Here is a 26834-nt window from a genome sequence, read left to right as displayed (position 1 = left end):
AAGGGGATGGGACGAGGGTAGGAGCGCGGCCGCGGGGGCCGACCGCCGGTGACTACGAGGTGTACGTGCAGCCTTGCTTGCCGTAATACCACTCGTACTGGCCCATCACCCACGGGTCCGCCGTGATCGTGAAGGTGCCGCGCGGGGCGGGACAGTGGAACGTCGTGGTGACGGTGTCACGGCCCGGCGGAGGCTCCGGTGACGCGGGAGCCGCGGAGGCGATGCCGGCACCTCCGGCGCTGAACAGCGCGGTAACGAACGCTATCGCGATGATCTTCTTCATCTTGTTTCCCCGTTCCATCGCGTGCGGGAACTGCCTCTGAGGACGATACACGCAACTACCCAATTCCGGACAAGAGGAAAATTCACCCCATTGTCCGGTTAGGGGTGCGCAGGCCCGGCCGCTGTCCGGGAGGGGTGCGCAGGTCCGGCCGCTACGGGGTCCGGGGCGTCCGGGGCTCGTGGACGGGAGCTGGGTCCTCAGCCGCGCTGGGCATCCGGGCAGTCGGTTTCCACCCACGTGGCAGTGAGGTCGCGGCAGACGACATACAGCGTGCCGGGGCGGAAGGCCACCTCGTGGGAGCAGCCGTCCTCGTGGGGCAGTATCTCGTCCAGGATGACGGTGCCGGGGTCCTCGCTCGCGGGGCCGTGCGGGATCCCGATCCGGAAGTCGGTCACGTCCGTGTAGCGGATGGTGAGGTCTTCGTCGTGCTTCCAGCAGTTGTGCCGGAAGTGCGCCTCGGCATCCGGCTCTTCGGCGCTGGGAAGGCTCAGCTGCCGGAGTTTCAGGTCTTTTGTGCAGCGCTTGCTGCTGAAGCTGTAGTGGTCCGGATCGGTGGCGAAGGCCCGGGCGCCGCAGGGCAGGTCGTCCATCACCTGGGGCAGATGCTCAAGGTAGCGGGCAGGGCTGATGACACCGGTCAGTCCGTTGATCCGGGCGTCGAGGTCTACGTAATCCATTCGCCCATTGAAACCCGCCCCTGTTCAGGTGGGTTGGGGCGGTCGGCCCGCCCCTCCCGGCCGGGCTTACTCTCCCCCGCCGGGAGGGGCGGTCCGGGCGGCCGGCGTCGCCGCGGCAGCCGCGCCGCCGGGGCCAGTCAACCGGGTGTGATCCGGCCGCGCCAGGCTCCGGATTCGGCGCCACGGCGCTCGATATAGCCCTTGAAGCGCTGCATATCGCCCTTGACGCGCCGTTCGATGGTTCCCGACATGTCGGCGGCCTTCTCCGCCACGCCCGAGGGCTCGACGTCCATCACCAGCTCCACCCGCGTATGGGTCTCATCCAGGCGCCGGAAGCTGACCAGGCCCTTCTGCCGCGTGTCGCCGGTGGTGGTCCGCCAGGCGATGCGGTCGTCCGGGAGCTGGTCAATGATCTCGGTGTCGAACTCCCGCCGCACACCGCCGATTTTGGTGGTCCAGCGGTTGTGCCGGTCGTCGAGCTGGGTGATCCTCTCAACACCCTCCATGAACTTCGGGAACTCCTCGAACTGCGTCCACTGGTTGTAGGCGGTGTGGACCGGGACCTCGACGTCCACCGTCTCCTTCACCGTGCTCATCGCTACGCCTCCTCAGTGGTGGCATTGCGCAGGTAACAAAACCCGCGACGCGCATCTCGCGTGGTTCAGCGGGTGCCCGACAGCCGTCTTCTTAGACAGCGCCCACAGGATTTTTCGAGTCCTCCCCGCCCAGCCGGCTACGTGAGATGCCCCGCAGCCGCTGACCGGCACCGGTCGCTACGACTGTTCGTACGGGTCACTGCAGCGCAGGGCCCCCGGGCCGCCGGCACCCCTGAAAGGGACCGGCAGCACGAGGGCCGCCGCTCTTCACCGGTCCGGGTCAGCAGTTCACCCGCAGGACCTCGGACCCGCTCAGCCACGCGCCCTTGAGCTCGTAGCAGTGATTCTTGTTGGCGTCATCGATGGTGACCGTCTTCGGCGGACCGTCCGTGGAACCGGCGAAGGTCACCTTGACGGTGGCTCCGGTCGCCTCCGCCGGGAAGTACGCCTGCCAGCTTGCCCCCTTGGCCTTGGCGTTGTGGCAGTAGTTCTTCTTCTCTATGCCCGCCGGGCCCTGCCATTCGTAGCAGGTGTCGACGAAATACAGCGCGTCGCTCTTGAATTGAATGAAGTTGTCCGCGCTCGCGGCGGCCGACGGTGCCGTCAGAATTCCGCCGCCCAGTGCGAGGGCGAGAGCGGCCGCACCGTACCCGCCCGCCCGCTTCATCCGGCCAGTGATGGCTTTCATCTTTCCGTTCCCCTCATCCCGGCCTAGCACTGCTTCTCGGTGATCTTCGGACCCCAGGTGTAACCGGAAAGCTCGTAGCAGTGGTTGCGCTTCAGGTCGGTGATCTGCGGTGTGATGTTCCCGCCGCCGACCTGTGCGTTCACCGTCACGCTCAGCTCCACGCCGGTCGCGTCCTCCGGTATTTCCACGCTCCAGTCCTGGTTGATGGTCTTTCCGGAGTCACAGCTGTCGGGCGTCTGCGAACCCGTCCACTTGTAACAGGTGTTGGCCACGAACCAGCCCTTGTTGGAGAACGAGATGGAGTGGCCCGAGCCGGCAAAAGCCGGCGAAGCCGTCACCACCGCGCTGCCCAGCGAGATGCCGATGGCGGCGACGGCGCAGACCGCCGTTCTCCTCATTTTCGCCATGACTGCGTCCCTTCGTCTCGTCGGTTCCCGCCGGATCACTGTTCGATCAGCAGCTTTTCGCCGCACTGCACGAGGTCGGAGCCGGCGCGCGGGGCGGCCCCTTCCTTGAGGGGAATTTCCGTACGCACACCGGAAATCTTCGCCCCGCCGAACTTCCCGCCCTGGATGGTGACGTCGGAGGTGACGCGCTCCATGTCGTGTCCCACCTTGAGCATGCCCCGCCAACCCGGCTTCACGGTGACATCGATGCTGCCGGTCTTCGTCTCGGTATGGGTCTCGTTGTACTGGGCGCTGACGCCGATCCCGACACCCTTGGCCAGCTCGATATCGATGTTCCCGCCCACGTTCCAGCCCCAGGCGAACGCGTGCATGCCGCCCATCTGCTCCTTAAGGTCCGTCTGACCCGGACCGCAGTTCTCCAGCGGGCCGGTGCCGGTCCCTGCGTTCTCCACGTCGAACCACTTCGTCACCTTTTCGGGAGTGCCGACCGTTGTCGACGCGCACGAAACCGACTGGCTCTTGCACTGCTCCAGGGCTTCCTTGACCCTGGCCACATCAGTGTCCTTGAGGCCGTTCTTGTATTCGACCGTCGGCGTCGCCTCGTTCACCCACTTGTCCGTGTGGCCGTTCACCGTCTTGAGTTCGGGTTCTGCCGCAGAGGCCACCGGTACGGTGAAAGCGACTGCGGTGGTGAGTGCACCGGCGACCACGCCCATGCGCATGAGGTTCATGGCTCTGTTCTCTTTCTTGTATTTCAGCAACCGGTTTCGACCAGCTTTTCCGATCCGAGCAGGCCCTGGATCTCGAAGCAGTGGTTCGTGCTGGTGTCCTTCACGGGGGCGCTGTCCCTGATCGCCCCCCATTTCGACAGCTTCAGGTTGACCACGGCCGAGGTCGCGTCCGCGGGGAAGTACGCGGTCCAGGATTGCCCCACGGGCCTGCCTTCGTGGCAGTAGTCCTTTCCGCTGGTGCCCAGCCACTCGTAACACGTGGTCGCGACAATTCCCGCCTTGTTGGTGATCTTGACGTAGTTGTCGGACCCCGCATGAGCGGCCGGGGCGAGCGCCACGGCGGAAGCGCAGAGGGTCACCCCGGCCGCCAGACTGAATACCGTCCTTCGGGCAGTTCTCAAGGTTCCGGCCTTTCTCTGAACTGTGGTGCGGCGCCTGGGAAGAGCATCGATTTCCGATGCCGCGCCGTGTGCTCACAGTTATGCCCGGCCAGGCCACCGTTGGGAAGAAATAAGCCGCAGAGCTGCGGTGCGCAGAAGAATCTCAGCGGTCGACCACGAAGTTAGGCACGGGGGACCACGGATCTATCTCGTGGTCAGCCACTGCGGAGCGAGGACATCCAGCCCGGCCATGGCGCCGTCGGTGATCTCGCGGGGCGCGAGAGCCTGGAACCGGCCGGCCAAGGGACCGCGGCACACGTACGGGACAGACCGCGGCACACGTACGGGACAGGAGGGGTAAGCATCGCGGCCACAGGCTCGGCGCCCGGAGCTGCACGACCAGTGCAGTGCCATCGGCACGAATGTGACTCAGCCCCGCAGTTGGCGGCCTTCACCAACTCGCGTCCTCAAGACGATCGTGGCCTGGTGCAGAGGAAGCACCCCTCCCAGTGCGGGAGCGCGCTGAGGATCCGGTGTGCTGCACATGAAGCCATCGCACGTTCGCCCGGTCCGGGGAAGCCCCCGGCGAGAGGAGTGTCGTCGGGGGCGTCCACGAAGGACTCAACCATCGCCTTGAACCGGTACAGGTAGTCCTGGGCGAAGGGAGGGTCGTAACCCAGCTCGTTCCAGCGGTGGCGGCTCAACGCGAGTGCGGTGGCACGCAGCACGAAGTCCTTCGACCGCGCACGTCCCCGCGGAGTTGCACCCCAGGCGATCTCTTGCAGGTCGAATCCGACAGCCCCTCGCCCCATCACCGTCTGGTCCTGCAGTGTCAGCAGCGCCGCGAAGCGGTAGTCCCACACGTCATCGGCAAGATCAGACACCGCCAGCATCAGCACATCGATGAACACCTCCGTACCGCCGTTGGACAGGTACAGACTCTGCTCCCCACCACCAAATACGTTCCCCACCCGGCCACGGTACGGCGCCTCGGCGCTCCGGAACTGCGGCTTTTCAAGGAGGGGCGCTCACTTCCCCCGTGCACCGAAGATGCGGCGAAGTCAGGAGGGCGAGCCCGACCAGGATGAGGCCGATGAGGGCGATGAGGGCGAGAGCGGCGACCGCGATGAGGGCGGCTCCGCCCGCGACTGTGCGCGGCATCAGCCCTCGTCGCCCTCCTGATCCTGGTCCTCGCCGTCTTCGTCGTCTTCGTCGTCGTCTTCGTCGTCGTACCAGCCTTCGACCATCCCGACGAGCCGTTCATCAATCGGATTGCCCAGCTCGTCATCCTCGGCGAGCAAGCGGCGTAGCGTGTTCAGCGGGTACCAGTGCTCACCGGGACCGGCCTCGGGTGCGCCCACGCAGGGGGTGTCCAAAAGTCCCGGCGCTTCTGCCTCGCCGTAGAACGGCGGCACTTCGCCTGTGTTGAAGTCCGGCTCGAACTTCCATACCCACCCCTTGCGACGGCACAAGACTTCGCCGATGTACCACACGGCGCCTTGGATGAAGGGGGTGCGGCGCTGCTGAGTGATCTCGTCCGTCTTGGTGTACGCCTCCCTCACCAGGTCTTCCAGTGCGTCCAGGGAGGCGTTGGAGAAGTCGAACGGGGTGACGCCTCCAGCTTCGTGGGCCCAGTGCTCGAAGCCGGTCTGTCGTTCTGCCAGCCACGCCAGGAGATCGGGGTGACGGGTCGAGTCGTAGCTTTCACGGGGTGCAGGCATGCCCGGAACCGTACTGAACGCCGGTGACAATGGTGGTACCGGAGCTTTGCCGAGTCGACGCACGTCACGTCAACAACCCGTTACACGCGGCCCGTTGGCAGCCTCTAGTGTGCTGGCTGGCAGACGGAGGCACGACTCGGGGGGCCGGGTGGTGCGGTTCGTCTGCCGGAACTTTGGACTGCCGGATCTGCCTCGGCGCGAAGGTTCAAGCTTGACTCGATGCAGGGCGATCCGGGGTTGCTCCGGATCGTGAGTTCCACGAATCACCAGATCGTCATCGACGCCGACACCCGACTCATCGTCGCGGTCGGCCGGCCGGTGCCCGGCAACCGCAACGGCTGTAAGGCGTGTGAGCTGTCCGGCGCGAAGGCGGTCAGCGGGCGCGCTTGGGGCGCCGGGGCTTCGGGCTGTCAGGCCAGCGCACCCAGCGCAGCGCCTCGGCCTCCTCCGGGGGCAGCAGGCGCGCGCCGATGAGCGCTGCCCGGCCTGCCTGCTCCGCACCGATCCGGTAGGCGCTCGCCCAGGAGTCCGTCTCGTGGAAGTAGCCGTCCGTGAGCAGTACCGAGGCAGACACGCCGCCGAGCCCTTGCACCAGGCCCTCCCGGATCGCCGGGAGGAATTCGGCGGGCAGGCGCTGCTCGGACACGGTGCTGAGCAGTTCCAGTCCGCCATCGCTGCCCGGAGGTTCGAAGTCTGCGTCGAAGCGAGCGAACGGCCCGCAGCAGCCGCGGTTCATCAGCACGCAGACGCTCACGCCGGGTACGGGGACAGGGAGTCCGGTCATGGGGCCACGGTAGGGACGCCGCCATCGTGCGGCCAGCGGATTACACCGGGGCACGGCCTGTTGCGCAGTAATTCTTCCGTCAGTTCACGCACGGGCTCCAGCCACTGCGTTGACGTCTCCCGTCAGCGCCGGGCGTCGCGCCCGGGGCGGGTCGACGGGAACCCGTAGGCGAGTCCCGAATCATAGGGCCATGCGTACGGGTTGACGGCTGCCGATCAGACATCACCAGGGGCATCCGGGTGGACGGGGCACGGCCCGTAGCCTGCGCCCTGGATGGCCGGGTGAACCTGCCGACGGCCCGAGAAACCGCAAGCCGGGCACCGGTGACGGACGGCCATGAGGTCGAGGCGGGCCAGTGTCCATCCCCGCCCCTCGTGTCCGGCCTGGGTAGTGATAGCGCCGCACTTCGTGCACAGCAGTCCGTCGGCCACCTGGCAGTTGTCGCTGAGCGCGGAGTTGACGACCTCGAAGGCATCCCGAGGGTGACCTGGTGTGTAGTACTGGCAGGGCCAGCTATGCCCTTGGGGATCGGCTGGGTGAACAGCAGACTTAGGGCATGGGCAACAACGACTTGGGCGACTTCCTGCGGGCCCGCCGTGCTGGACTCACGCCGGATGAGATCGGTCTGCCGGTCGAGTTCGGCGCCGGTCGCCGGGTCGCCGGTCTGCGGCGCGGTGAGGTCGCGCAGCTGGCCGGGGTGAGTACCGAGTACTACACCCGTCTGGAACAAGGCCGCGCCCGGCAGCCGTCCGAACAGGTACTGCATGCCCTCTGCGACGCGCTGCGGTTCGATGACATCGAGCGGCGGCATCTGTTCGCCCTCGCGGGCACCACAGCCGGGCACAAGGACCGGGCCGAGCCCTCGTCACGGCTACGACCGGCGCTGCGACAGGTGCTGGAGTCGATGGATCTGGCTCCTGCTTTTGTCAGCGACCGGAACCTCACTGTCGTCGGCGGGAACACGCTGTGGGCGTTGCTGTTTCCCGATGTGGCCGAGCTGCCGCGCCGGGAACGCAGCATGGCGCGATGGACGCTGCTGGATCCGCGTGCTCGCCTGGTGTGGTGCGACTGGGAACGCGTCGCCCGCGACTACGTGCATGGGTTGCGGTTGGCCGCCGCCGCCCAGCCGCGAAACCAGCGCATCGCCAATCTGATCGGTGAGTTGATGATGCGCTCACCCGAGTTCCCGGCGTGGTGGTCAGAACACCGCGTCCAGGAACGCAGCACCGGCCTCAAACGCCTCCACCACCCTGCCGCCGGTGACCTGGAACTGCAGTACGAGATCTTCACCTCTGCCGCCGACCCGGGCCAATCGCTCGTCGTCTACTGCGCGCCGTCCGGCTCGCCATCTCAGGAGCGCCTGCGACTGCTGGCCAGCTGGGGCAGCGAACCCGCCACCGCGAATACCCGGGACACCGCCGCAGAGTCCTGACCACCGCCCGAACCGGGCGATCCAGCACCAACACCACCCAGACACGACCCCGCCATACCCGCGGGGTCGATGCCGCCGTGCCCACGCACGCCCCGCGGCCTGACACTCATCCACGAAAGGACACCCGTAGTGAGCAAGACATTCCTGATCACCGGCGTCAGCACCGGCCTCGGACTGGCCATCGCCCGACGAGCCCTGGCGGCCGGGCACCGGGTCGCGGGCACCGTGCGCACCGAGCAGCACGCGGCCGCCTTCCAGGCACTGGCCCCCGACCGTGCCCGGGCCTTCATCCTCGACCTGTCCGACGCGGACCGGATCGACCCCACCGTGCGGGCCGCCGAAGCGGAACTGGGCCCGGTCGAAGTGCTCGTGGCCAACGCCGGCTACGGGCTCGAAGGCACCTTCGAAGAGTCATCGATGGCCGATCTGCGCCGCCAGTTCGAGGTCAACGTATTCGGCACGGTAGCGACCGTGAAAGCGGTCCTACCCGGCATGCGGGAACGCCGCGGCGGCCACATCTTCGTCATCACCTCGATGGGCGGGCACACCACTTTCCCTGGACTGGCGTTCTACGAAGGCAGCAAACACGCCCTGGAAGGCATCACCGACACCCTCGCCCAAGAGGTCACCCAGTTCGGCGTGCGGGTCACCGCCGTAGCTCCCGGCGCGTTCAAAACCGACTGGGCAGGTAGGTCACTGGTCCGCGCACCACGCAGCATCGCCGACTACGACGCGCTGTTCGACCCGATCCGGACCCGCCGCCAGGCCCTCGCGGGTCAGGGCATCGGTGACCCCGATCGCGCGGGCGACGCCATTCTCACCCTCCTGGACGCGGAGAAGCCTCCCGTGCATATCCTGCTCGGCTCGGACGCGCTACGCCTGGTCACCGCCGGGCGCCAACGCGTCCAGGACGACTTCGACGCCTGGGAGAAACTCAGCCGCTCCACCGACTCCACCGAAGGCGGAGTAACAGTCGCCTGACACTGGACAGGACTGGGCTGGTGCCGGGCGCCGTCCGAGGGCCGGCGGCTCTGTGCACGGAGACCGGTTCTGGCTCATTCCAGTGGAGGGCTGACTGCCCGTAATGTCAGTGGCTCGCTACGCTGCCCCGTATGACCAGCGCGAAGAGGCCGCAGTGAGCCAGTACTTCGACATGGGCGACCAGACCCTGTGGAACCCGTCCAACGGGGCCTCCCGGCTGTTCATGCGCCAGGTACACGTCTACCAAGCCGAAGTGGGTCTGCCGTCCGGCATCGGCCCCATGAAAGCTGACGAGTGCCAGATCGACCCCGTCCCGTTCAAAGCGTTCGTCGACGCCCTGCTCGCGTGGCACCGGAGAACGAGCCACGCCGTCATGGCCGCCTTGGCCGAGGGGTTCGTCGCCGCAGTGCTCGTCCTGGCGGAGAGGGCAGGCATCGAGGTGAATTGGCAGCCGGCCGGCTTTGTCGAGGGCGGCGAGTTCAAGGATGTTCAGGTCCCAGCGGTCCCGGATTGCTCCGGGGAGGCGTGGGCAGCTGCCCTTCAGCGGAAGTCACGCGAGCTGAGCCGGTTCATGGCGACCTGAGCCCGGGCTGCCGGCACCGCACAGGACCCGCAATCCATCAGAAACGGTCCATGAACGGTTCTTGAACGGTTCTTGAGTGGAGCGGGGCACGGCTTGCGGCGTGACGGCGGCGCGGTCGATGCCGGCGGCCGGCTACAGGTCGAGGCCGGCCCGCTCCCCGCACACGCGGACCTGCGGGGACGGTCGCGGCGCGGGACGCGATCCTGTCCTCGCCCGGTTCCTCCGCGCGAGCAGAGGTCCGCCGCACAACGCCCCCACCACCGACAACGCGCGTCCGTGCTCTACGTGCAGGCGGAGGTAGCGGCGTTCGGAGGCGGAGGCGGACCGTGAGATGCCGCCCCGCGTCCAAGGTCGTCAGTAGTCGGCGTGAGAGGTGCCAGGCGCGTCGAGATCGTCCTCCAGGTCGGCTTCGCTGAAGCGGTTCGTGTAGACGGGTTCGATGAAGACGTTGCTGTAGTCGGGCTTCGCCGGGCGAGGGGGATTGGCGGCGATCTTGTTGTGCGGCTGCGGTGCTGAAGGGGACATGAGGTTCCTTGCTGTTTACGGCCATAAGCGGTGGTTGGGCTGTGATGGGTCGCACGGTCGGGCAGACGTCCGACGAACCTGGGGATGCGGCACGGGTCAGCCATACGTCGGGGGCCGATGCCGCGAACCAGGTGTCGGCGCTTCCGCTCCACCGAAGTAACCGTGGTCGTGCTGCCGTTGAGCCCGTGCGATGTGGTGTCGTACCGGGTGTCAGTGTCGGCGAGGGGATGTGAATCGCTCCAGATACTCGATTCGACGATCATGATACGTGCATCGGGTTCTGCAGAGCTTGTCAGGCGACGCATGGATGAGTCGCCCCCTCGTTTGTACGGGCGAACCACAGGTCCGGTGCTCACCGGTTGGCGGAGGTGAGCCGGACCGTCCTCTGGAACCGCTGCACCACGACGCCAAGGTACTCTTCGCGCTCCGGGTGCTCCTGCCGGACGTCCGGATCCGCTCCGTACTCTGAGACTCCGGCTCCCCTGAGAAGTCGGCGGAAGGTACCCGTAAAACGTCAGGGTGCGTCTCCACTTGTCGGCGGATGCAGCGATGCGGGGCCGGAGCCAGAGTGGCCGGCATGCGAATCCACAGAGTCGTCACCACCGCAGTGGCGCTTGCCCTCCCCCTGACCATCGGGGTGGGGGTTGCCGCCTCTGCCACCGCCCCATCCGATTCCCGCCCCTCGGCAGCTCATGCTGCGGTGCGGTTCGAGTTGCCCGAGCCGACGGGGCGGAAGCCGGTCGGGAGCACCGAGCTCCATCTCGTCGACCACGAGCGGCCCGACCCCTGGGCCGACGGCAGAGACCGGGAACTGATGGTCAGCGTGTGGTATCCGGCGCGTTCGACGCGTGAGTGTCCACGCCAGCCGTACCTGCAGCCCGGCACCGCGCGCTTTGTGGACGAGTCGGACCCGTTCAGGCTGGCCCGGCCCGGCGAGGTGGACTGGGCCGCCATCCGGACGGACGCGGCCGCCATGGCACCTGCCGACCACCACAGCAGGCGGCCGGTCGTGCTGTACTCGCCGGGCCTGCAGTCCTTCCGTGCGCTCGGCACCTCGACGGCGGTGGAACTGGCGAGCCGCGGCTACGTCGTGGTCACCATCGACCACACTTATGAGGTCCCGGCGGTGGAATTCCCGGGCGGCCGGGTCGAGTTGCAGAAGCCGATGAGCGGAGTCGAGGGGCTCAAGAAGGCGATCGACACCCGGGTGCGCGACACACGCTTCGTCCTTGACCAGCTTGAGGTGCTGCGGGAGGGCGGGAATCCCGATGCCGAGGGACGCCGTCTGCCCAACGGACTGGGCAGAGCGCTGGATCTGGACCGGATCGGCATGTTCGGCCACTCGGGCGGTGGTGCCACCGCGGCCGAGGCCATGCGCGCGGACCGGCGTATCGACGCGGGCATCAACATGGACGGCACGCTCCAGTACAGCAAGACCGAATTCCTGCCGGTGGCCCGGGAAGGGCTGAACCGACCGTTCATGCTGATGGGCAAGGCGGATCAGACGCATCTGAACAAGCCGTCCTGGCAGTCGTTCTGGGACCGCTCGACCGGCTGGAAGCGCGACCTGAGCCTGGAACAGGGCAGCCACTTCAGTTACACCGACGCCCAGTCGTTCGTGCCCGCACTGGACGAGTACCTGGACATCCCGGCGCAGACCCGTGAGCAGTACATCGGCACCGTGGCCCCCGGGCGCAGTACCGCCGCCCAGCGCGCCTATGTCACCGCGTTCTTCGACCAGCACCTGCTGGGCCGGCCGCGACGCCTGCTGGACGGGCCTTCGCCGTCCCATCCAGAGGTGCGCTTCGTCCGATGACGAGGGCAGGTCCACCCTGCCGTGGAGTCCGGTTCACCATCGCTCGCGCGACGAAGGCGGCTCCCTGGCGCACCGCCACCCGTGCGAGTGGACTAGTACGGGCGGCCAGTGCGAGTGGCCAGCACAAGCGTCTAAGGGGCCTCCTTCCGGCCACGGGCGCGTACCGAAGGTGGCAGCAACTGTTCGCGCAGAGCGGTCAGTTGGTGTGAGGTCTCCACTGCGCGGGTCTCGTCCAGCGTGGTGAGGGCGAGCAGCAGGGCGTCGGCGATGACCAGGCCGGTCAGTGACTCGGCGGTGATGCCGGTGGGGGTGTGCGGCGCGGTCAGTACGGCCTCGACGCGGCCCTCGAAGGTGTCGCCGAGTTCATCGGTGACGAAGACGACCTTGGCGCCGACCGCGCGGGCCCGCTCCACCAGCACGGTGAACTCCGTCAGCGGGCGCGCCGGCTGGAAGACCACCACCGCGTCGCCGCGCCCCAGCGGTAGCAGCGCATCGGCGAACGCGAATCCGGTCGCGCCCAGGAAGCGGGCCCGGCGGCCGGTCCTGGCGAGCATCAGGGCGAGGTGCCGGGCGGCGAGTTCGGAGGCGGCGACGCCGTAGCAGAACACCTCCCCGGCCTGGGCCAGTGCGGCCACAGCGCGCTGGAAGGACTCGGCGTCGGTCAGCCGCCTGGCGTGTCCGATCCGTTCGGCCGCCTCGTCGAAGACGTCGTCCCAGATGCCCGTGAGGTCCTTGCCGACATGGGCGATGCGCTGCCGCAGCCGGACCTCGGGGGCGACGGCGGTGGTGAAGTCGGTGGTGAGATCTCGTTTGAGGGCGGGCAGGCCGGCGTAGCCGATGCGCTGGAGGGCGCGTACGACGGTGGCGTTGCTGGTGCCGCTGGCGGTCCCCAGCTCCTGGGCGCTGGCGAAGAGCAGCTGCTCGGGCTCGGCCCCCACGAGGTACTGGGCGACCGCGCGCTCGGAGGTGGAGAGGTCGTCCCAGGCGTCGCGGACGGCGGCCCGCAGCCGCGTCATGCCGGTGCCCTCGCCCACGCCCGCCCCTGCTGGAATCTCCATTACAACCCTTGACTTTCATGAGACCGGCATTACTCTCCTGGACAACGCATTCCAAGAGACCCACTTGCTGAAATTGACGTTACAGCATCACGCGTCCCGGCACTGGGTCCTGCGCAGGGAGAGACATGGCACAGCGCACCCTTCCGGTCATCGAGATCGCCGGTCCGCCGGCCGAACGAGGCCGTCAGTACGGCGAGGCGGTGCGCGACCGCATCCACGCCGCGATCGCGTACTACGAAGCCGCCTTCGGCGCCTCCAGCGGGCTGACCTGGCAGCAGGTCACCGCCCGTGCCGCCCGCTGGCTGGCGCCGGTCCGCGACTACGCACCCCACCTGGTCGACGAGATGCAGGGGATCGCCGACGGCGCGGGCGTCAACCTGCTCGACATCCTCGCCCTCAACGCCCGGGGCGAGGTCCTCTACGACAAGTCCTTCACCAAGATCAGCGAGGCGGCGCTGTCGGCCGATGAGGAACCCGCCGAGGGCTGCACCTCCTACGCCGTCTACGGGGAGGCCAGCGGCGACGGCCATGTCTACGCCGGGCAGAACTGGGACTGGCGGGCCGGCGTCGCCGACACCGTCGTGCTGCTCCGGATCGTCCAGCCGCCCAAACCGACGCTGATCATGCAGGTGGAGGCCGGGCAGATCGGCCGCCAGGGCGCCAGCTCGGCCGGTATCGCGCTCAACGCCAACGGTCTCGGCGGGCGGTTCGACGACGCGATCGGGCTGCCGCAGACCGTCGTACGGCGCAGCGTCCTGGACCAGGACAGCATCACCGACGCCCTCGAAGTGCTGTGCCGCACCCGCGCGCACATCGCCAGCAACGCGCTGCTGACCTGTCGCGAGGGTTTCGCCGTCGACCTGGAGACCACCCCGGCCGGACACGGCTGGATGTATCCCACCGACGGACTGCTGGTGCACGGCAACCACTACCAGGCCGGCGTCCCGGCCGCGCTCACCGCCGGGTACCGCCCGGTGTCGTCCGACTCCCTCGTACGGGTCCCGCGTGCCGAGGCCGGGCTGCGGGCACTGTGTACGTCCACCGGCCCCGACGAGTCGCGCAAGATCATCCGCCAGGCGATGTCCGACCACCTGGGTCACCCCGAGTCGCTGTGCACCCACCCCGATCCCCGGAAGCCCGCGCTCCGGCACTGGACGACACTGGTCTCCTCGTGCGTGGATCTGACCAGCGGCGAATACCACGCCACCGCGGGCACCCCCTGCGAGCACGAGTACCAGCGGGTGCCGTGGAACCTCTACGACGGACCGGGGGCACACCGATGAAGCGCACTTCGCGGCCCACCGCTCCCCTGCTGACCGCGGCCGTCGCCACCCTCGCCCTGGGCACGGCGGGGTGCAGCGGCGCCACCAACACCCTCGGCGGTGGAAAGGCGCTGAACGCCGCCGATCTACGGCTCACCCCCACGACCGCCGAGGCCACCGGCCGGCTCGACACCGTCAACTGGTTGCTGGAGGACGAACCGGACTCCCTCGACCTGGACACCCAGGGCACCAGCGCCGGCCGGGCCGTTCTGACCAATGTCTGCGAGCGGCTCTACCAGCTCCAGCCGGACATGTCCGTCCGCCCCTTCCTCGCCCGGAAGGCCACCCGCCCCGACCCCACCACCCTGGTGCTGAGCCTGCGCGACGACGTCACCTTCCACGACGGCGCGAAGATGACCGCCGACGACGTGCTGTGGAGTCTGAAACGGCACGCCGACCCGGACATGGAGCAGGCCGACGAGTTCGGCAACGTCAAGAAGATGGCCAAGACGGGTCCGCACGAGATCACCATTACGTTCAAGGAGCCCGACGCCCTCTTCACCAAGGCGCTCGCGGGCGATGCGGGGCTGGTGTACCACCGCAGCCAAGTACAGGCGGCGGGAGCGGAGTTCGGTACTCCGGGGCGCGGAGACGCCTGCTCGGGCCCGTATGAGCTCACGAGCTGGAAGTCGGGTGACTCCCTCACCATCCGCCGCTCCGACAGCTACTGGGGCAGCAAGCCGCTGACCCGGCAGATCGTCTTCCGCTGGGCCTCCGACAGCGCCTTCGTCAATGCCCTGACCACCGGTGCCGCCGACGGCGGCTACGCCGAATCCCCCAACACCGCCGCCGCCCTGGCCGGCCGCAAGGGACTCACCGAGCACTACGGCCCCAGCACCGCCTCCCTCGCCCTCATCCCCACCGAACGCGGCGGCCTCAAGGACCCCGCGATCCGCCGCGCACTGTCCCTTGCCCTGGACCGCGCCGGCATCGCCGCCTCCGGTTACGGCGGGCTCGTCCAGCCCTGGGCCACCCCCGTCGGCTCCGGCTCCTGGGGCTATGCGAAACCCGCGTTCGCCACGGCGCAGCGGAAGCTGAACGCCGCCGCCCCCGCGCGGCCGGACGCCGCCGCTCTCGCACGGGCCAAGAAACTGGTGCAGTCGGCGGGAGCGCCCGCCGAACCGATCGTCATCGGCACGGACGCGAGCCAGGGCCGCACCGTCATCGCCAACGCGGTGCGTGCCGCGCTGCAGAGCATCGGGCTCGTCGGACAGATCAAGACCGTGCCGACCGCCCAGTTCGAGGAGTTCTACAGCTCCCAGCAGGCCCGCTCGGAGATCGATGTGCTGGTCGGCGACTGGTACATCTCCAAGAGCGACCCGATGGGCTTCTACGACAACGCCCTGTCGGACAGCCCCAACAACTGGGTCGGCTTCAAAAGCCGTACGTACGACAGCACGGTGCACCAGGCGCTACGCACCCTGGATGACGGGGCGCGCGCCCGGCTCGCCGTACGGGTGCAGAAGGAGTTCGCCGACGCGGCGGTGTGGGTTCCCGTCGCGCAGGTGCCCTCCGTCCTCGTCCTCAAGGACGGACTGACCGGGCCGCCGGCGTCACAGGCCCACCTCTATTACCCCTGGGCCGCCGAACTGGGCACCGCGCCCGGGGCCGCCCCCGCCCACCAGCCCCAGGAAAAGGACTGAACCGCCGTGGTCCGCAGACTCGTGCGGCGCATCGCCGGCCTCATCGCGACGCTGTTCGCCGCCTCCTTCGTCATCTTCGCGTCCGTCTACGCCGCCCCCGGCGACCCGGCGGTCTTCCTCGCCGGCGGCCGCGACAAGCTCACCCCCGAGAAGATCGCCACCGTCCGCGCGCAGTACCACCTCGACGAGCCGCTGGTCGTCCAGTACGGCCGGTGGCTGTGGGACTGCGTACACACCGACCTGGGGAGGTCCTTCCGCTACGGCGACCAGGTGGCCGATCTGCTGACCGCCAGGCTGCCCACCACCCTGGCACTCGTGGGCTACGCGACGGTGCTGTTCGTCCTGCTGGGCGTCGGCGCCGGGGTGCTGGCGGCGGTCCGCCGCGGCTGGGTGGACTCCGCCGTCGTCGGCGCCACCACCCTCGCCGGCTCCGTCCCCTCCTTCGTCGCCGCCATCGCGCTGATCTCGCTCTTCGGGGTGCGGCTCGGCTGGTTCCCGGTGACCGGTGGCGGAACGGGCTTCGCCGGAACGGTCCACCACCTCACCCTGCCCGCCCTGTCCATGGCACTGGGGGCGCTGGCGATCATCAGCCGGGTCACCCGGCAGGCCATGCTGGACGCCGCGGCCGCCGACCATGTGGAGGTCGCCCGGGCCTGTGGCGTCCCCGAGCGCGAGATCGTCCTGCGGCATGTGCTGCGCAACGCCCTCGGACCGATCGTCACCATGTGCGGTCTGGTCACCGCCGGAATGCTGGCCGGCACCGTCGTCATCGAAACCGCCTTCGGGATCAGCGGCATCGGCTCGCTGCTCGTCGGGGCCATCAACACCCATGATTTCCCGGTCGCCCAGGCCGTCCTGCTGCTGATGGTCACCGGCTACATCCTCGCCACCACCCTCGTCGACCTCGTGCACCCGCTGCTCGACCCGCGGGTCAAGGCCGCAAGGAGCGCCATATGACCTCCCTCCATCCGGCGATGGGCCCCGCACCGGCGATGACCGCAGACCGCCGCCCGCGTACCAGGCGTCCGGTCGCTCCGACGGCGGCCGCCGGTTTCCTCGCACTGGTGGTGCTCGCCGCGCTCTGCGCGCCGCTGCTCGCCCCGTACGCACCGGACGCCATCGATCTGTCGTCCTCGCTCGAAGGCACCGGCCGGGAACATCTGCTGGGCACCGACGCCTCCGGCCAGGACCTGCTCAGCCGGGTCCTGTACGGGGCCAGGACCAGTCTGATCGCGCCGCTGCTGCTGCTCGCGCTGGCCGCCCTGCTCGGCGTCACCCTGGGCACCGTCGCCGCCTGGCGCGGTGGCTGGGTCGACACCCTGGTCAGCCGCATCACCGACGTCATGTACGCCTTCCCGGGCCTGCTGTTCGTCGTGCTGATCATCGCGGTGTTCGGTTCCGGTATCACCACCTCGGTGATCGCCCTGGGGCTGGCCTTCGCCCCCACCATCGCCAAATACACCCGCAGCATCGCCCTCGCCGAACGCGCCAAGCCCTATGTCGATGCCTACCTCGTCCAGGGCATGGGCGGCGCCCGGCTCTGCGTCCGCCACCTCGTCCCCAACCTCGGCCGGTCACTCGCCGGTTATCTCGTCGTCCTCTTCGGCGAGGCCCTGATGAGCCTGGCCACCCTCAGCTATCTGGGCTTCGGCACCCAGCCGCCCAGCTCCGACTGGGGGCTGATGGTGCAGGAGGGCCAGGCCGCGATCGTCCAGGGGGCGCTGCTGCCGGCCATGGTGCCGGGCTGTGCCGTGGCCGCCGTCGTGGTGGCCTTCAACGTCGCCGGTGTCCGGGCCGCCGACCGACTCTCCGCCAAGGGATAGCCGCCATGCCGAACCCGACCACGCACACTGCCCCCCTCCCCTCCGCTCCCCCGCCGGACGCCGCTCCACTACTGGACATCGACCGGCTGACCCTCCAACTGCCCGGCACCGCCCGCCCCGTCCTCGCCGAGGTCTCGCTGCGCGTCGGCCCCGGCGAAATCGTCGGCCTGGTCGGCGAGTCCGGATCGGGCAAGTCCACCACCGCCAAGGCCGCGCTGCGGCTGCTGCCCGAGGGCGCCCGCGCCGAGGGCACCGTCCGGGTGGCCGGCACCGAAGTGCTGTCCCTGAGCGGAGCGGCACTGCGCGCACACCGCGCCGGCACCGTCGCGATGGTCCACCAGGACCCGCGCTCGGCACTCAACCCGGTCCGCAGGATCGGCGACTTCCTGACCGAACGGCTCGCCCGCAGCGGACTCGACCGCCCCGCGATGCGCGCCCGCACCCTCGAACTCCTGGACACCGTGGGCCTGTCCGACCCGGAGCACCGCATCCGGCAGCGCCCACACGAACTCTCCGGCGGCATGCTGCAACGCGTCGTCATCGCCGGCGCCCTCGCCGCCGCCCCCCAGCTGCTGCTCGCCGACGAGGCCACCAGCGCGCTGGACGTCACCACCCAGGCCGAGATCCTCGCCCTGCTGCGCACCCTGCGCGACGAGCACGGTATGGGCCTGCTCTTCATCACCCACGACCTGCAACTGGCCGCCGCCTACTGCGAGCGGGTGTACGTCATGTACGCGGGCCGGGTCGTCGAGGAACAGCCGGCCGGCGCCCTGTTCGGCGCGCCCCGGCACCCCTACACCCGCGGGCTGCTGGCCTGTTCACCCGACCTGGCCGAAGCGCCGCGCGTGCTACGTCCCATCCCGGGCCGCCCGCCGTCCCTCGCCGACGCCTTCCCCGGCTGCCCCTTCCACGCGCGCTGCGCACACGCCGACGACGACTGCGCCGCCTGGACACCGGCCCCGGCCGCGCTGGCCACCGGCGGCTCCGCGTCCTGCCGCAAACTGCCGGACGCCCCGGCACCGACCGACTCCCCCACGCCGTCCTCGTACGAGAAGAGGCAGCCATGACCGGCATCCACCCGCTCCACGGCCCGTCCCGCCGGCCCGCGTACGACGGCACGCCCGTACTGGTCGCCGAGGGACTGGCCAAGACGTATCCCCTGCCGGGCGGTGGCCGGCACCGGGCCGCCGACGGGATCTCCTTCACGCTGCCGCGCGGCGGCTCGATCGGGGTCGTCGGGGAGTCCGGGTCCGGCAAGACGACCGTGGCCCGGATGCTCGTCGGACTGGTGCGGCCCGACGCCGGCACCGTGACCGTCGACGGCCACGCCCGCACACCCCGTACGCCACGGGGCCGGGCAGCACGGCTGGCCAGGGCCCGGGACATCCAGATGGTCTTCCAGGATCCCTATGTCTCACTCGATCCCCGGCTCACCGCACGCCAGTGCCTGCACACCGCGCTGCGGCTGCACGGCGCAGCGCCGCAGCACGCCGAACAGCGGGCGACGGAACTGCTCGGCCTCGTCGGGCTGGGAACCCGGGAGGCCGGCGCCCGGCCACACGGACTCTCCGGCGGACAGCGCCAGCGCCTCGCCATCGCCCGTGCGCTCGCCGTCGGCCCGAAGGTGCTCGTCCTGGACGAGGCGGTCGCCGCGCTGGACGTCTCCATCCAGGCGCAGATCCTGCAACTCCTGGCCGAGATCCGCCATGACACCGGGGTGTCGTTGGTGTTCGTCAGCCACGATCTGGCCGTGGTGCGCCACCTCACCGACGAGACGCTGGTGATGCGGCACGGCCGGACCGTGGAACAAGGCCCCACCGAGCAGGTACTGGCCGATCCGACCGCGCCATACACCCGGGCCCTCCTGGCAGCCGTGCCACACCCGGGGTGGGACCCCGCCACGGCCACGGCGGCGGCCGCCATGGCAGGGCTCACCGCATAGCGCTGCGCACCCGCCCGCGCCGCCCAGCGCCGAGAACGGGCCCGCATCCGCATCCGCATCCGCATCCGCATCCGCAGCAAAAGGGCATCCGCCGGCGCATACGCCCCCTCGCCGACGCGGCGTGACAGCACTGTCGGGACACGCCTCAATGTCGGGACATCACCGCACTGTCGGACCATCGCCTCCGCCATCGAAGGATCCAGAGGTCACCCTCGTGAGCATCCGTACAACGCATCGCGCTCTGCTGAGCCGCCTGCTGCCTGACGACAAACCGGACGATCTTGCCGTACGCCAGGGGCAGTTCCACCACGTAGTCCTCGGCTCAGAGCGCGTCGTGTGCCTGCCCCGCACCAGGGCGGCGGCCGCCCGGCTGCCCGAGCGGGCAGCCGTGCTCCGCGCACTTGCCGGGCTCGACCTCGGCTTTCGCACACCCAAGCCGCTGGTGCAAGGCGGAGCCCACTGCACCGAAGAAGTGCCGTTCCTGGTGCTCAGCCGCGTTCCCGGGGAACCGTTGGAGGCCGACGCACTCAACGATGCCCATGTGGCCGGCACCGTGGCGGCGCAGTACGCGACACTGCTGGCCAAGCTGGGCCGCGCCGGCACCGACGAGTCGGTACGAGAGATTCTGCCCCGGACCCCGGAAGGCCAGTGGCAGCGGTTCGCGGAGAACGTGCGCACGGAGTTGTTCGGGCTGATGTCCGACAGCGGGCGCTTACGGGCAGAGCGGGAACTCGCCGCGCTCGACAGCCTTCCCCACCTCACTCGTGCAGTGGTGCATGGTGACCTCGGCGCCGAGAACGTCCTATGGGAGTGGGATCACGGCCTGCCGCGCCTCGCCGGAGTGCTCGACTGGGACGATGTCACCCTCAGCGACCCGGCCGAGGACCTCGCAGCCATCGGCGCCAGTTACGGCCACGACCTCCTGGGCCAGGTGCTCGCCCTGGGCACTTGGCCGGACAACGGTCTCCCCACCCGCATTGCCGCGATCCGCGGCACATTCGCCCTGCAGCAAGCCCTCTACGCCCTCCACGACGGCGACGAAGAAGAACTGGCAGACGGCCTGGCCGCCTACCGCTGAGGCGGCGGAAGATCCGAGGTGTGGACATCTGCCGCATAGAGTGAATCACGAGGGAAATCCGCAACCCGCAATCCGTGAACAAGGAAGTGTGACGTGCCGCGTAAAACGCTCCAGCCGCAGGAACTGTTCTCCAGCAGGCCGTGGGGCTTCTCCCAGGTCGCGGTCTCCCCACCGGGAAAGATCGTCAACATCGCCGGACAGGTGGCATGGGACAGCAACCACGAGGTGACGGCGGTGGGGCGGGAGGCGCAGCTTCGGCAGGCGCTGAAGCATGTGTTCATCGCTCTCGAAGCCGTCGGCGGCACCCCGGACGACATCCAGATCCTGCGGCTCTACCTTCCGAATTTCGAGTCCGGTCCCGAGGCGGATCTCATCGGCCGCGTCCTCGTCGAAACCTTCGGAACGGAGAACCCGCCCCCGTCCTCATGGATCGGAGTGCAGGCCCTGGCACAACCGGAATACCTCGTCGAGGTCGAGGCCATGGCGGTCGTACCGGAGGACAACAGCGCGGGGTGACGACGGGTGCCCACAAGGGGGGTGTGCGCAGGGGCCACCGTGGTGTCCCCCTGCGCACACCCTCACCCTCATCCTCACCCGCGGGCCTTGCCTGACCACGACGTCACGAGTACATCCCTCGGGCGAGGCGCAGCGGACGTTCAGCGGAGGTTCAGCGGAGGTTCAGCGGAGATACTCCTCGATCACATCCACACCGCGCACGGCTCCCCCGCTCTCACTGATGACCTTGCGCATCCGGTCGAGGTTGGCACGTACCGCGGAGTCGGAGGTGACCCGGGCGACCGCGGCACGCAAGGACTCGGCGGTCACCGTCGCCGCGTCCAGTTGCTCGCCGAGCACCAATTCCTGCACCCGCCCGGCGTTGGCAGCCTGCTCGGGCATCTGCGGAACGGTGATCAGCCCGACCCCGTAATACAGGGACTCCATCGTGGAGTTCATACCGGCGTGAGAGACGAAGGCGGCGGCATTCCGCAGCACGGCCGGCTGCGGGAAGTGCGGCCGGACGTCAAAGTTGGGCGGAATGTCGCCCAGCTCGGCGACGTCCAACCCTCCCACAGACATGGCGACTTGATACGGACCTTCACCGAAGGCCTCGATGCAGGTGCGGTAGAACTCGGGCCGGTCGTTGAAGACCGTCCCCAGCGAGATGAACAGGACAGGGGCGTCGGGGTCGGCGGGCGACCAGGGTTCGTCATGCTCCCGACTGCCCAACGAGGGGCCGATGAAGTGGAAGCGCTCGTCGAAGGTGTCACCCGCGGGCTGGAACTCCCTGGGTATGAAGACGAGGTTGAGCTTCTCGGTGACATCCAGGAGGTTCGCCGGGTCGAGCGCGACGCCGTGCTCGGCGGAGAACTCCGCACAGTCGTCGGCGAGTGCGGCGGTCAGGGGATTCTCCTCGCCGTGGTCGCCCATGAAGCCGGCGAACAGCGAAAACTCCTCGTTCGAGGCGAGGTTGGGAATGCACCGCACGGCGGGAAGGCCCAGTTGCTCGGCAAGGACCCGGACCAACCAGTTCATTGCGTCGTAACAGATCACGTCCGGCGACTCAGTGACACAGTGCTCTCGCAGCACCGGGTAGGCCGAGCGCATGGCCGCGAACATGGCGCGCAGGACAACGGCGATATCTGCAGGACCGAACTCACGTGGCGGCGCCGCCATCGCGTCCATCGGAGGCAGCTCCACCCAGCGCGCCCCGGCACTGATCACCGCTTCGGAGTGCTCCGCGCTGGTGGCGTAGTCCACTCGATGCCCTCGCCGCACGAGTTCCTGGACCAGCGGCAGTGTGGGATTGACATGCCCGTGCCCTGCAAGGGCCACAAATAACAGGTGTTTCGGCATATCGCACATCCTACCGAGCCGGGATTTCGTGCTTCTGTCGGCATTGGTGCGGGGCCGGGCAGCTCCTCGTCGATCAGGGGACGCGTCAACACCCCGCCCCCGCCGCGGGAGGACCGGCTTCCCAGGGCGTCCGCCTAGGGAGAGCGCCGGTGTGTCACTGCTCAGCCGACGCTCGACAGGGCACCAGCGTTTCGGCCAACCAGCCCTCACCGGGAAGCGCTTGCGGGACAAGGGTCGCGCCTCCCGCCCCCGCCATGAACCGCTCAGTTCCGGGGTTCTCAGACCGACCGAAAGACATGTGTTCGAAATCCCGACGGCGTCGTTGAGCCTGACGACACAGACACAACCGTCGAAGGGGGAACCGACGTTGACATCGGCCGGACCACGCCGCGATGCCCACCAGGGCGCGCGAAGCACGGCAGCAGCGGACGGGATCTCGAACGCGGAGCGCGAGCTCTATGGGGGCCGGCTCCGCTGGGATCAGACATTCGTCCGCTACGAGGGCGCATTGACCCGATTGAAGTTCGGGCAGATGGCGGCGGCGCTGCCGCGCATGGTGGGGATGGTGCTGCGCACCGGATGGGAGGTGGACCGGCGGGCGCTGACCGGGGTCGTGACTGCCCAGGTCGGACAAGGGGTGACGGCCGCGTGGGGGCTAGTGGCGGTCAATCGTGTCCTGACTCAGCTGTTCGCGGACGGTCCGACTGCGGACAAACTTCGTCAAGCCCTGCCGTCGCTGGTGGTGCTGGCGGTGGTGTCGGTGGGTTCGGCATTGCTGGCGGCATGGTCGACGGCGATGTCCGGCCGGCTGGAGCCACAGGTCGAACGAGCCGTATCGGCGCGGTACTACGCGGCCGTCACCCGGGTCGAGGTGGAAGCGACCGAGCGGCCGGAGGTCCAGCGGGTCTTGGAGGCCGGGCGGTTCGGGACCGATTCGGCCCGCAGCATGCTCCGGCTGTCGGTGGGTGTGGGCAGCGTGCTGATCGGTATGGTGGCGGCCGCCGTCGTACTGGTGTCGTTGCACTGGATTTTGCTGCCGATGCTGCTGGCGATCGCGTTTCCCAAGGGATGGGGAGCGGTGCGTTCCGCGCGCCGCGAGTACACCTCGCGGCTGAATTGGGTCGATCACCGACGTGCCATCTCATCGTTGCTGGCGTACCTGACGCGGCCGCACGCCGCCGGGGAGCTCCGCGTACACGCGGCCGGGGAGACGCTGCTGCGGGGGTACGAGGAGATGTCCCGGCAGACGGAGGCGGAGCAGCGGCGGCTGGCGCGGGCGCAGGCGCACACGGACCTGGTCGCGGGCGGCTTCGCCGGTCTGGCGTCGCTGGCCTGCTACGGATTGCTCTGGTGGCTGCTGGCCGCCGGTGGGCTGCCACTGGCTGTCGGCGGGACCGCGGTGATTGCCATCCGCAATTCGACCGAACGGCTCACGTCCCTGGTCCAGCAGGTCAACCGGCTGTACGAAGAGCTGCTGTTCCTCACCGACACCAAGCACGCCACCGAGCTGGCCGCCGAACACGCGATCCCCCGCAGGGGCACGCCTTTGCCCTGCCCCACACGGGCCGTGCACATGGAGAATGTCTCGTTCACCTACCCGGGGGCCGACTCCCCTGCGCTGAAGGGAGTGAGCTTGTCGGTCCGCAGGGGCACGGTGACGGCGCTGGTGGGCGCGAACGGCTCGGGCAAGACCACCTTGACCAAGATCCTCGCCGGGCTTCTACTGCCCACCGACGGGAGCGTGTGGTGGGAAGGGGAGCCCGGCCGGCGGGTCGAGCTCCGCGAGGCCGACCGCACGGAGGTCTTCAGCATGGTGGGGCTGCTGGGGCAGGACTTCCCACACTGGGAGATGACCGCCGCCACGAACATCGCCATCGGTGCCGGCGACCGCCCCCGGGACATGGACCGGGTCAAAGAGGCAGCGCAGGCGGCCGACGTGCACGCGCTCATCGCAGGTTTGCCGCACGGATACGACTCGATCGTCTTCAAGGGGTACGAGCGCGGCGTCCAACTCTCGGGCGGTCAGTGGCAGAAGCTGGGGGCCGCTCGCAGCCGATACAGGAATGCGCCGTTTTTCTTGGTCGATGAACCCACCTCGGCACTCGATCCACACGCGGAGATCGCGGCGTTCGAAGGGCTGTGGGCACTGGCCGAGCGGGACCACGCGGTCGTGCTGGTCACACATCGGCTTGCCGCGACCGCGAAGGCCGACCACATCTACGTTCTCGACCACGGGCGCGTCGTCGAAGAGGGCACCCACGACCAGCTCATGAGTGCCGACGACGGCCTCTACCGGGGCATGTTCGCCGCCCAGGCCGCCCAGTACGGGCTCATCCAGGCCCCCGGAGATGTGGTGCCCGCACCGCGGCGCGGTTCTGCTCCTCGGCGCGAGGAGACCCTGTGACGACGGCGAGGCTCTTGAGATCGCGCTTTCCCCACCAGGCAGGCCTGCAATAGAGGAGTTCACTCCGCCCTCGCCCCGCTCATCGCCCGACTGGCCGAACACCTCCCCCCTGCCGAGCCCAACACCCTGACCAGCGCCATCCCCACATCCGGCTTCACCACGGCCGACCTGGAGGAACTCCCCCGTGCCCGACCCTCGCATCGATGTTGTCCTGTTGACCATGAACGACCGCCCAACAGAGGAGGCCGCCGCCCAGGCGACGCTGCTTGCCCAGACCAACGTCGAGCTACGCATCTGTGTGGTCGGCAACGGCTGCACACCCGCACTCGTGCCTCCCGGTGCGATCACCGTCGCCCTGCCGGAGAACCTCGGTATTCCCGGCGGACGCAACGCCGGCGCCGAAGCGCTCCGCAAGGCCGGTGATCCGGCCGGCCTTCTGTTCTTCCTCGACAACGACGCCACCTTCCCGCGCCCCGATGTCCTCGCCCGGCTCGTCGCCGAAGCCGAACGCCGCCCCAAGGCTGCGTACGTCCAGCCCCGGCTGACCGGTCCCGACGACGTGACCACGCCGCGCCGCTGGGTTCCGCGCCTGCGCGCAAGCCATCCGGAACGGTCCGGCATCATCACCACGATGACCGAAGGTGTCGTCCTCCTGCGCCGAGAGGCGTTCGACGCCGCCGGCGGGTGGGCGGCCGAGTTCTTCCTCTATCACGAGGGCATCGCGCTGGCACAACAGCTCTGGGCTCAGGGATACATCGGCTGGTACGCGGCCGAGGTCCGGATGCACCATCCGGTGACCAGCCCGGCCCGGCATGCCCTCTTCCACCGCTGCTCTGCCCGCAACCGAGTCTGGGTCGCCTACCGCAATCTTCCGGCCGCGCTCATCCCCGCCTACCTGACCGTCTGGACCGTCATCACCTTGGTCCGCTCAGCGCGCGGCGGCCAAGTCCGCGAGTCTCTCCGCGGCAAGCGCGAGGGCTGGGCCCGCCGCCACGAACAGCAGCGCCGCCCCATGAGCTGGCGGACCGTGTGGCGTCTGACCGCCGCCGGCCGTCCACCCGTCATCTGAGCCCTCCCAGCCACCCGGCCATTCCGTCGCGAGAAAGATCCGCCACGTGCCACCGTCCCCTCCCCCGTCCCTGCTCGGGGTGTTCGCACATCCCGACGACGAGTCCCTGTCCGCCGGCGGTGTCCTCGCCCAGCACGCCGCCGCGGGCGCGCGCACCGCGGTCGTCACCACCACCTGGGCCCCGGACAGCCCCAGGGCCATCGAGCTCACCCACGCCCTGCGGATCCTCGGTGCCGGCGCACCACGCATCCTCGGGTATGCCGACGCCCGCAACCCCGAGTCCGCGCCCGGGCGCCCCCGGTTCTGCGACGCGCCGCTCGACGACGTCATCGCCGAACTCGTCGGACCACTCCGAGAGTTCCGCCCCGACATCGTCGTCACTCACGATGCCCTCGGCCAGCTGACGGGCCATCCGGACCACCGCCACACCCACCGGGTGGCCGTTCTCGCCGTCGAGGCCGCCGGACTCGCACACCTCTACCCAGAGACCGGGGACCCCTGGCAGACCAGCGCCCTCTACGCGGCCACCCATCCCTGCTCCGGGGTCGGCGCCCTGGCCCCGCTCCTGACAGGGGTCGGCAAGACGTTGCTCAGCGTGCCGGACGAATACGTCACCGCGATCGTGGACGTGACGCCCTGGCTCGAGCGGAAGTGGCGCGCGATCCTCGCACACGAAGGGGAGGTGGCACGCGAGCGCTCCTTGCCCGGGCTCCTCTCCCGCCTGCCCGAGGACATCCGCCACCAGATCATCTCGACCGAGTACTTCACTCGCCTGACCCCCGGGCCCGCCCCTGGCGATCCGCGGCAGCTGACTCCCTGATGTGGTGGGGAGCCGATCGCGACCAGTCCGGACACCTCAAGGTGGTCCAGTCGGCCGGGGACAGCCGTAGGCCTCAGCGCCTTGCTGAATTGGTGAGAGCTCCTCATTCCGCAGCCGTATGGAGGCCTATGGGAGATCCTCCTGGGCCGACGAACCGCCATACGTAACGCGTCGCCGCCACCTTGCGAAGGGCTTGCCCGTTCAACTGCGGGCGAGG

Annotated in this window: 29 protein-coding genes and 1 pseudogene; 16 read left to right on the top strand and 14 right to left on the bottom strand. The window is 69.0% G+C overall.

Features of this window, described 5'->3' with window-relative positions; all coding sequences use genetic code 11:
• Positions 1 to 52: 52 nt before the first annotated feature.
• The 10 genes from STRNI_RS38730 to STRNI_RS38685 all read right to left on the bottom strand — a co-directional run bounded on the left by STRNI_RS38730 (position 53) and on the right by STRNI_RS38685 (position 5483).
• Positions 53 to 283, bottom strand: coding sequence for a hypothetical protein (locus STRNI_RS38730; protein ID WP_159491568.1), 231 nt, complete (start codon positions 281 to 283; stop codon positions 53 to 55).
• 197 nt (positions 284 to 480) lie between these two features.
• Complete coding sequence (locus tag STRNI_RS38725; protein WP_266437174.1) at positions 481 to 960, bottom strand: hypothetical protein; 480 nt, start codon at positions 958 to 960, stop codon at positions 481 to 483.
• Between the two features lie 137 nt (positions 961 to 1097).
• On the bottom strand, positions 1098 to 1556 hold the full coding sequence (locus STRNI_RS38720; protein WP_277412943.1) for an SRPBCC family protein: 459 nt from the start codon (positions 1554 to 1556) through the stop codon (positions 1098 to 1100).
• Between the two features lie 280 nt (positions 1557 to 1836).
• A complete protein-coding gene (locus tag STRNI_RS38715; RefSeq protein WP_159491562.1) occupies positions 1837 to 2244 on the bottom strand; it encodes a hypothetical protein in 408 nt (135 codons plus the stop codon).
• 23 nt (positions 2245 to 2267) lie between these two features.
• The gene (locus tag STRNI_RS38710) at positions 2268 to 2651 is read right to left on the bottom strand and encodes a hypothetical protein (protein ID WP_141725530.1); all 384 of its coding nucleotides are present in this window, start codon (positions 2649 to 2651) and stop codon (positions 2268 to 2270) included.
• Between the two features lie 35 nt (positions 2652 to 2686).
• The gene (locus STRNI_RS38705; RefSeq protein ID WP_159491558.1) at positions 2687 to 3382 is read right to left on the bottom strand and encodes a hypothetical protein; all 696 of its coding nucleotides are present in this window, start codon (positions 3380 to 3382) and stop codon (positions 2687 to 2689) included.
• A gap of 23 nt (positions 3383 to 3405) precedes the next feature.
• Positions 3406 to 3720 carry a hypothetical protein gene (locus STRNI_RS38700; RefSeq protein WP_277412942.1) on the bottom strand — a complete coding sequence of 105 codons (315 nt, stop codon included), beginning with the start codon at positions 3718 to 3720 and terminating at the stop codon, positions 3406 to 3408.
• Between the two features lie 509 nt (positions 3721 to 4229).
• Entirely contained in the window at positions 4230 to 4733 is a 504-nt protein-coding gene (locus STRNI_RS38695; RefSeq protein WP_277412941.1) for a hypothetical protein, read from the bottom strand.
• Between the two features lie 43 nt (positions 4734 to 4776).
• Positions 4777 to 4923: a hypothetical protein gene (locus STRNI_RS38690; protein WP_277412940.1), complete on the bottom strand. Its 147-nt coding sequence runs from the start codon at positions 4921 to 4923 to the stop codon at positions 4777 to 4779.
• Positions 4923 to 5483 carry a hypothetical protein gene (locus STRNI_RS38685; RefSeq protein ID WP_277412939.1) on the bottom strand — a complete coding sequence of 187 codons (561 nt, stop codon included), beginning with the start codon at positions 5481 to 5483 and terminating at the stop codon, positions 4923 to 4925. Before STRNI_RS38685 ends, STRNI_RS38690 begins: the two co-directional genes overlap by 1 nt.
• Before the next feature lie 255 nt (positions 5484 to 5738).
• Here STRNI_RS38685 and STRNI_RS38680 point away from each other — a divergent pair.
• Positions 5739 to 5867, top strand: a pseudogene (locus STRNI_RS38680) (IS5/IS1182 family transposase); the annotation flags it as partial.
• Here STRNI_RS38680 and STRNI_RS38675 read toward each other — a convergent pair.
• Positions 5857 to 6219, bottom strand: coding sequence for a hypothetical protein (locus STRNI_RS38675; RefSeq protein WP_277413380.1), 363 nt, complete (start codon positions 6217 to 6219; stop codon positions 5857 to 5859). The pseudogene STRNI_RS38680 and the gene STRNI_RS38675 overlap by 11 nt on opposite strands.
• Positions 6220 to 6823: 604 nt before the next feature.
• Between STRNI_RS38675 and STRNI_RS38670 the strand changes: the two genes are divergently transcribed.
• From STRNI_RS38670 to STRNI_RS38660, 3 genes are all read left to right on the top strand, one after another.
• Positions 6824 to 7699: a helix-turn-helix transcriptional regulator gene (locus STRNI_RS38670; RefSeq protein WP_277412938.1), complete on the top strand. Its 876-nt coding sequence runs from the start codon at positions 6824 to 6826 to the stop codon at positions 7697 to 7699.
• 129 nt (positions 7700 to 7828) lie between these two features.
• Entirely contained in the window at positions 7829 to 8680 is an 852-nt protein-coding gene (locus STRNI_RS38665; RefSeq protein WP_277412937.1) for an oxidoreductase, read from the top strand.
• Between the two features lie 154 nt (positions 8681 to 8834).
• Positions 8835 to 9263 (top strand): DUF6086 family protein, encoded by a 429-nt coding sequence (locus tag STRNI_RS38660; RefSeq protein WP_277412936.1) that lies wholly within the window; start codon positions 8835 to 8837, stop codon positions 9261 to 9263.
• A gap of 354 nt (positions 9264 to 9617) precedes the next feature.
• Here the strand turns inward: STRNI_RS38660 and STRNI_RS38655 are convergent, their stop codons facing one another.
• Positions 9618 to 9788 (bottom strand): hypothetical protein, encoded by a 171-nt coding sequence (locus STRNI_RS38655; protein WP_159491550.1) that lies wholly within the window; start codon positions 9786 to 9788, stop codon positions 9618 to 9620.
• 577 nt (positions 9789 to 10365) lie between these two features.
• On the opposite strand from STRNI_RS38655, the gene STRNI_RS38650 reads away from it, so the two are divergent.
• Entirely contained in the window at positions 10366 to 11604 is a 1239-nt protein-coding gene (locus STRNI_RS38650; RefSeq protein ID WP_277412935.1) for an alpha/beta hydrolase family protein, read from the top strand.
• A gap of 131 nt (positions 11605 to 11735) precedes the next feature.
• On the opposite strand, the gene STRNI_RS38645 is transcribed toward STRNI_RS38650, so the two are convergent.
• Positions 11736 to 12662 carry a MurR/RpiR family transcriptional regulator gene (locus STRNI_RS38645; protein ID WP_277412934.1) on the bottom strand — a complete coding sequence of 309 codons (927 nt, stop codon included), beginning with the start codon at positions 12660 to 12662 and terminating at the stop codon, positions 11736 to 11738.
• Positions 12663 to 12787: 125 nt separating this feature from the next.
• Here STRNI_RS38645 and STRNI_RS38640 point away from each other — a divergent pair, with 125 nt between their 5' ends.
• The 8 genes from STRNI_RS38640 to STRNI_RS38605 all read left to right on the top strand — a co-directional run bounded on the left by STRNI_RS38640 (position 12788) and on the right by STRNI_RS38605 (position 20986).
• On the top strand, positions 12788 to 13945 hold the full coding sequence (locus STRNI_RS38640; RefSeq protein ID WP_109886897.1) for a C45 family autoproteolytic acyltransferase/hydrolase: 1158 nt from the start codon (positions 12788 to 12790) through the stop codon (positions 13943 to 13945).
• On the top strand, positions 13942 to 15627 hold the full coding sequence (locus STRNI_RS38635; protein WP_277412933.1) for an ABC transporter substrate-binding protein: 1686 nt from the start codon (positions 13942 to 13944) through the stop codon (positions 15625 to 15627). Before STRNI_RS38640 ends, STRNI_RS38635 begins: the two co-directional genes overlap by 4 nt.
• Before the next feature lie 6 nt (positions 15628 to 15633).
• A complete protein-coding gene (locus tag STRNI_RS38630; RefSeq protein WP_093648091.1) occupies positions 15634 to 16584 on the top strand; it encodes an ABC transporter permease in 951 nt (316 codons plus the stop codon).
• Positions 16581 to 17450: an ABC transporter permease gene (locus tag STRNI_RS38625; RefSeq protein WP_277412932.1), complete on the top strand. Its 870-nt coding sequence runs from the start codon at positions 16581 to 16583 to the stop codon at positions 17448 to 17450. The genes STRNI_RS38630 and STRNI_RS38625 overlap by 4 nt, the downstream gene beginning before the upstream one ends.
• Before the next feature lie 5 nt (positions 17451 to 17455).
• Complete coding sequence (locus STRNI_RS38620) at positions 17456 to 18517, top strand: ABC transporter ATP-binding protein (RefSeq protein WP_266437132.1); 1062 nt, start codon at positions 17456 to 17458, stop codon at positions 18515 to 18517.
• The gene (locus tag STRNI_RS38615; RefSeq protein ID WP_159491537.1) at positions 18514 to 19392 is read left to right on the top strand and encodes an ABC transporter ATP-binding protein; all 879 of its coding nucleotides are present in this window, start codon (positions 18514 to 18516) and stop codon (positions 19390 to 19392) included. The genes STRNI_RS38620 and STRNI_RS38615 overlap by 4 nt, the downstream gene beginning before the upstream one ends.
• Positions 19393 to 19606: 214 nt before the next feature.
• A complete protein-coding gene (gene vph / locus STRNI_RS38610; RefSeq protein WP_266437127.1) occupies positions 19607 to 20470 on the top strand; it encodes a viomycin phosphotransferase in 864 nt (287 codons plus the stop codon).
• A gap of 93 nt (positions 20471 to 20563) precedes the next feature.
• Positions 20564 to 20986 (top strand): RidA family protein, encoded by a 423-nt coding sequence (locus STRNI_RS38605; protein ID WP_148588372.1) that lies wholly within the window; start codon positions 20564 to 20566, stop codon positions 20984 to 20986.
• Between the two features lie 162 nt (positions 20987 to 21148).
• Here STRNI_RS38605 and STRNI_RS38600 read toward each other — a convergent pair whose 3' ends face one another.
• Positions 21149 to 22324, bottom strand: coding sequence for a macrolide family glycosyltransferase (locus STRNI_RS38600; RefSeq protein ID WP_266437122.1), 1176 nt, complete (start codon positions 22322 to 22324; stop codon positions 21149 to 21151).
• Positions 22325 to 22691: 367 nt separating this feature from the next.
• Here STRNI_RS38600 and STRNI_RS38595 point away from each other — a divergent pair, with 367 nt between their 5' ends.
• From STRNI_RS38595 to STRNI_RS38585, 3 genes are all read left to right on the top strand, one after another.
• On the top strand, positions 22692 to 24728 hold the full coding sequence (locus STRNI_RS38595) for an ABC transporter ATP-binding protein (RefSeq protein WP_266438020.1): 2037 nt from the start codon (positions 22692 to 22694) through the stop codon (positions 24726 to 24728).
• Positions 24729 to 24912: 184 nt separating this feature from the next.
• The gene (locus STRNI_RS38590) at positions 24913 to 25797 is read left to right on the top strand and encodes a glycosyltransferase family 2 protein (RefSeq protein WP_323182435.1); all 885 of its coding nucleotides are present in this window, start codon (positions 24913 to 24915) and stop codon (positions 25795 to 25797) included.
• 46 nt (positions 25798 to 25843) lie between these two features.
• Positions 25844 to 26617, top strand: coding sequence for a PIG-L deacetylase family protein (locus STRNI_RS38585; RefSeq protein ID WP_266437119.1), 774 nt, complete (start codon positions 25844 to 25846; stop codon positions 26615 to 26617).
• Positions 26618 to 26834: the final 217 nt, after the last annotated feature.

This window comes from Streptomyces nigrescens (genome assembly GCF_027626975.1).
GTDB lineage: Bacteria > Actinomycetota > Actinomycetes > Streptomycetales > Streptomycetaceae > Streptomyces > Streptomyces nigrescens.
The sequence above is the reverse complement of the archived record's forward strand: the minus strand, read 5'-3'. Positions and strand labels throughout refer to the sequence as shown.

Bases quoted from the DNA above. Each gene is read 5' to 3' on its own strand.
- STRNI_RS38690 (WP_277412940.1), bottom strand. From the start codon at position 4,923: ATGCCGCGCACAGTCGCGGGCGGAGCCGCCCTCATCGCGGTCGCCGCT.
- STRNI_RS38675 (WP_277413380.1), bottom strand. From the start codon at position 6,219: ATGAACCGCGGCTGCTGCGGGCCGTTCGCTCGCTTCGACGCAGACTTC.
- STRNI_RS38710 (WP_141725530.1), bottom strand. From the start codon at position 2,651: ATGGCGAAAATGAGGAGAACGGCGGTCTGCGCCGTCGCCGCCATCGGC.
- STRNI_RS38655 (WP_159491550.1), bottom strand. From the start codon at position 9,788: ATGTCCCCTTCAGCACCGCAGCCGCACAACAAGATCGCCGCCAATCCC.
- STRNI_RS38635 (WP_277412933.1), top strand. From the start codon at position 13,942: ATGAAGCGCACTTCGCGGCCCACCGCTCCCCTGCTGACCGCGGCCGTC.
- STRNI_RS38620 (WP_266437132.1), top strand. From the start codon at position 17,456: ATGCCGAACCCGACCACGCACACTGCCCCCCTCCCCTCCGCTCCCCCG.
- STRNI_RS38705 (WP_159491558.1), bottom strand. From the start codon at position 3,382: ATGAACCTCATGCGCATGGGCGTGGTCGCCGGTGCACTCACCACCGCA.
- STRNI_RS38685 (WP_277412939.1), bottom strand. From the start codon at position 5,483: ATGCCTGCACCCCGTGAAAGCTACGACTCGACCCGTCACCCCGATCTC.
- STRNI_RS38640 (WP_109886897.1), top strand. From the start codon at position 12,788: ATGGCACAGCGCACCCTTCCGGTCATCGAGATCGCCGGTCCGCCGGCC.
- STRNI_RS38650 (WP_277412935.1), top strand. From the start codon at position 10,366: ATGCGAATCCACAGAGTCGTCACCACCGCAGTGGCGCTTGCCCTCCCC.
- STRNI_RS38625 (WP_277412932.1), top strand. From the start codon at position 16,581: ATGACCTCCCTCCATCCGGCGATGGGCCCCGCACCGGCGATGACCGCA.
- STRNI_RS38720 (WP_277412943.1), bottom strand. From the start codon at position 1,556: ATGAGCACGGTGAAGGAGACGGTGGACGTCGAGGTCCCGGTCCACACC.
- STRNI_RS38600 (WP_266437122.1), bottom strand. From the start codon at position 22,324: ATGCCGAAACACCTGTTATTTGTGGCCCTTGCAGGGCACGGGCATGTC.
- STRNI_RS38615 (WP_159491537.1), top strand. From the start codon at position 18,514: ATGACCGGCATCCACCCGCTCCACGGCCCGTCCCGCCGGCCCGCGTAC.
- STRNI_RS38670 (WP_277412938.1), top strand. From the start codon at position 6,824: ATGGGCAACAACGACTTGGGCGACTTCCTGCGGGCCCGCCGTGCTGGA.
- STRNI_RS38715 (WP_159491562.1), bottom strand. From the start codon at position 2,244: ATGAAAGCCATCACTGGCCGGATGAAGCGGGCGGGCGGGTACGGTGCG.
- STRNI_RS38725 (WP_266437174.1), bottom strand. From the start codon at position 960: ATGGATTACGTAGACCTCGACGCCCGGATCAACGGACTGACCGGTGTC.
- STRNI_RS38645 (WP_277412934.1), bottom strand. From the start codon at position 12,662: ATGGAGATTCCAGCAGGGGCGGGCGTGGGCGAGGGCACCGGCATGACG.
- STRNI_RS38730 (WP_159491568.1), bottom strand. From the start codon at position 283: ATGAAGAAGATCATCGCGATAGCGTTCGTTACCGCGCTGTTCAGCGCC.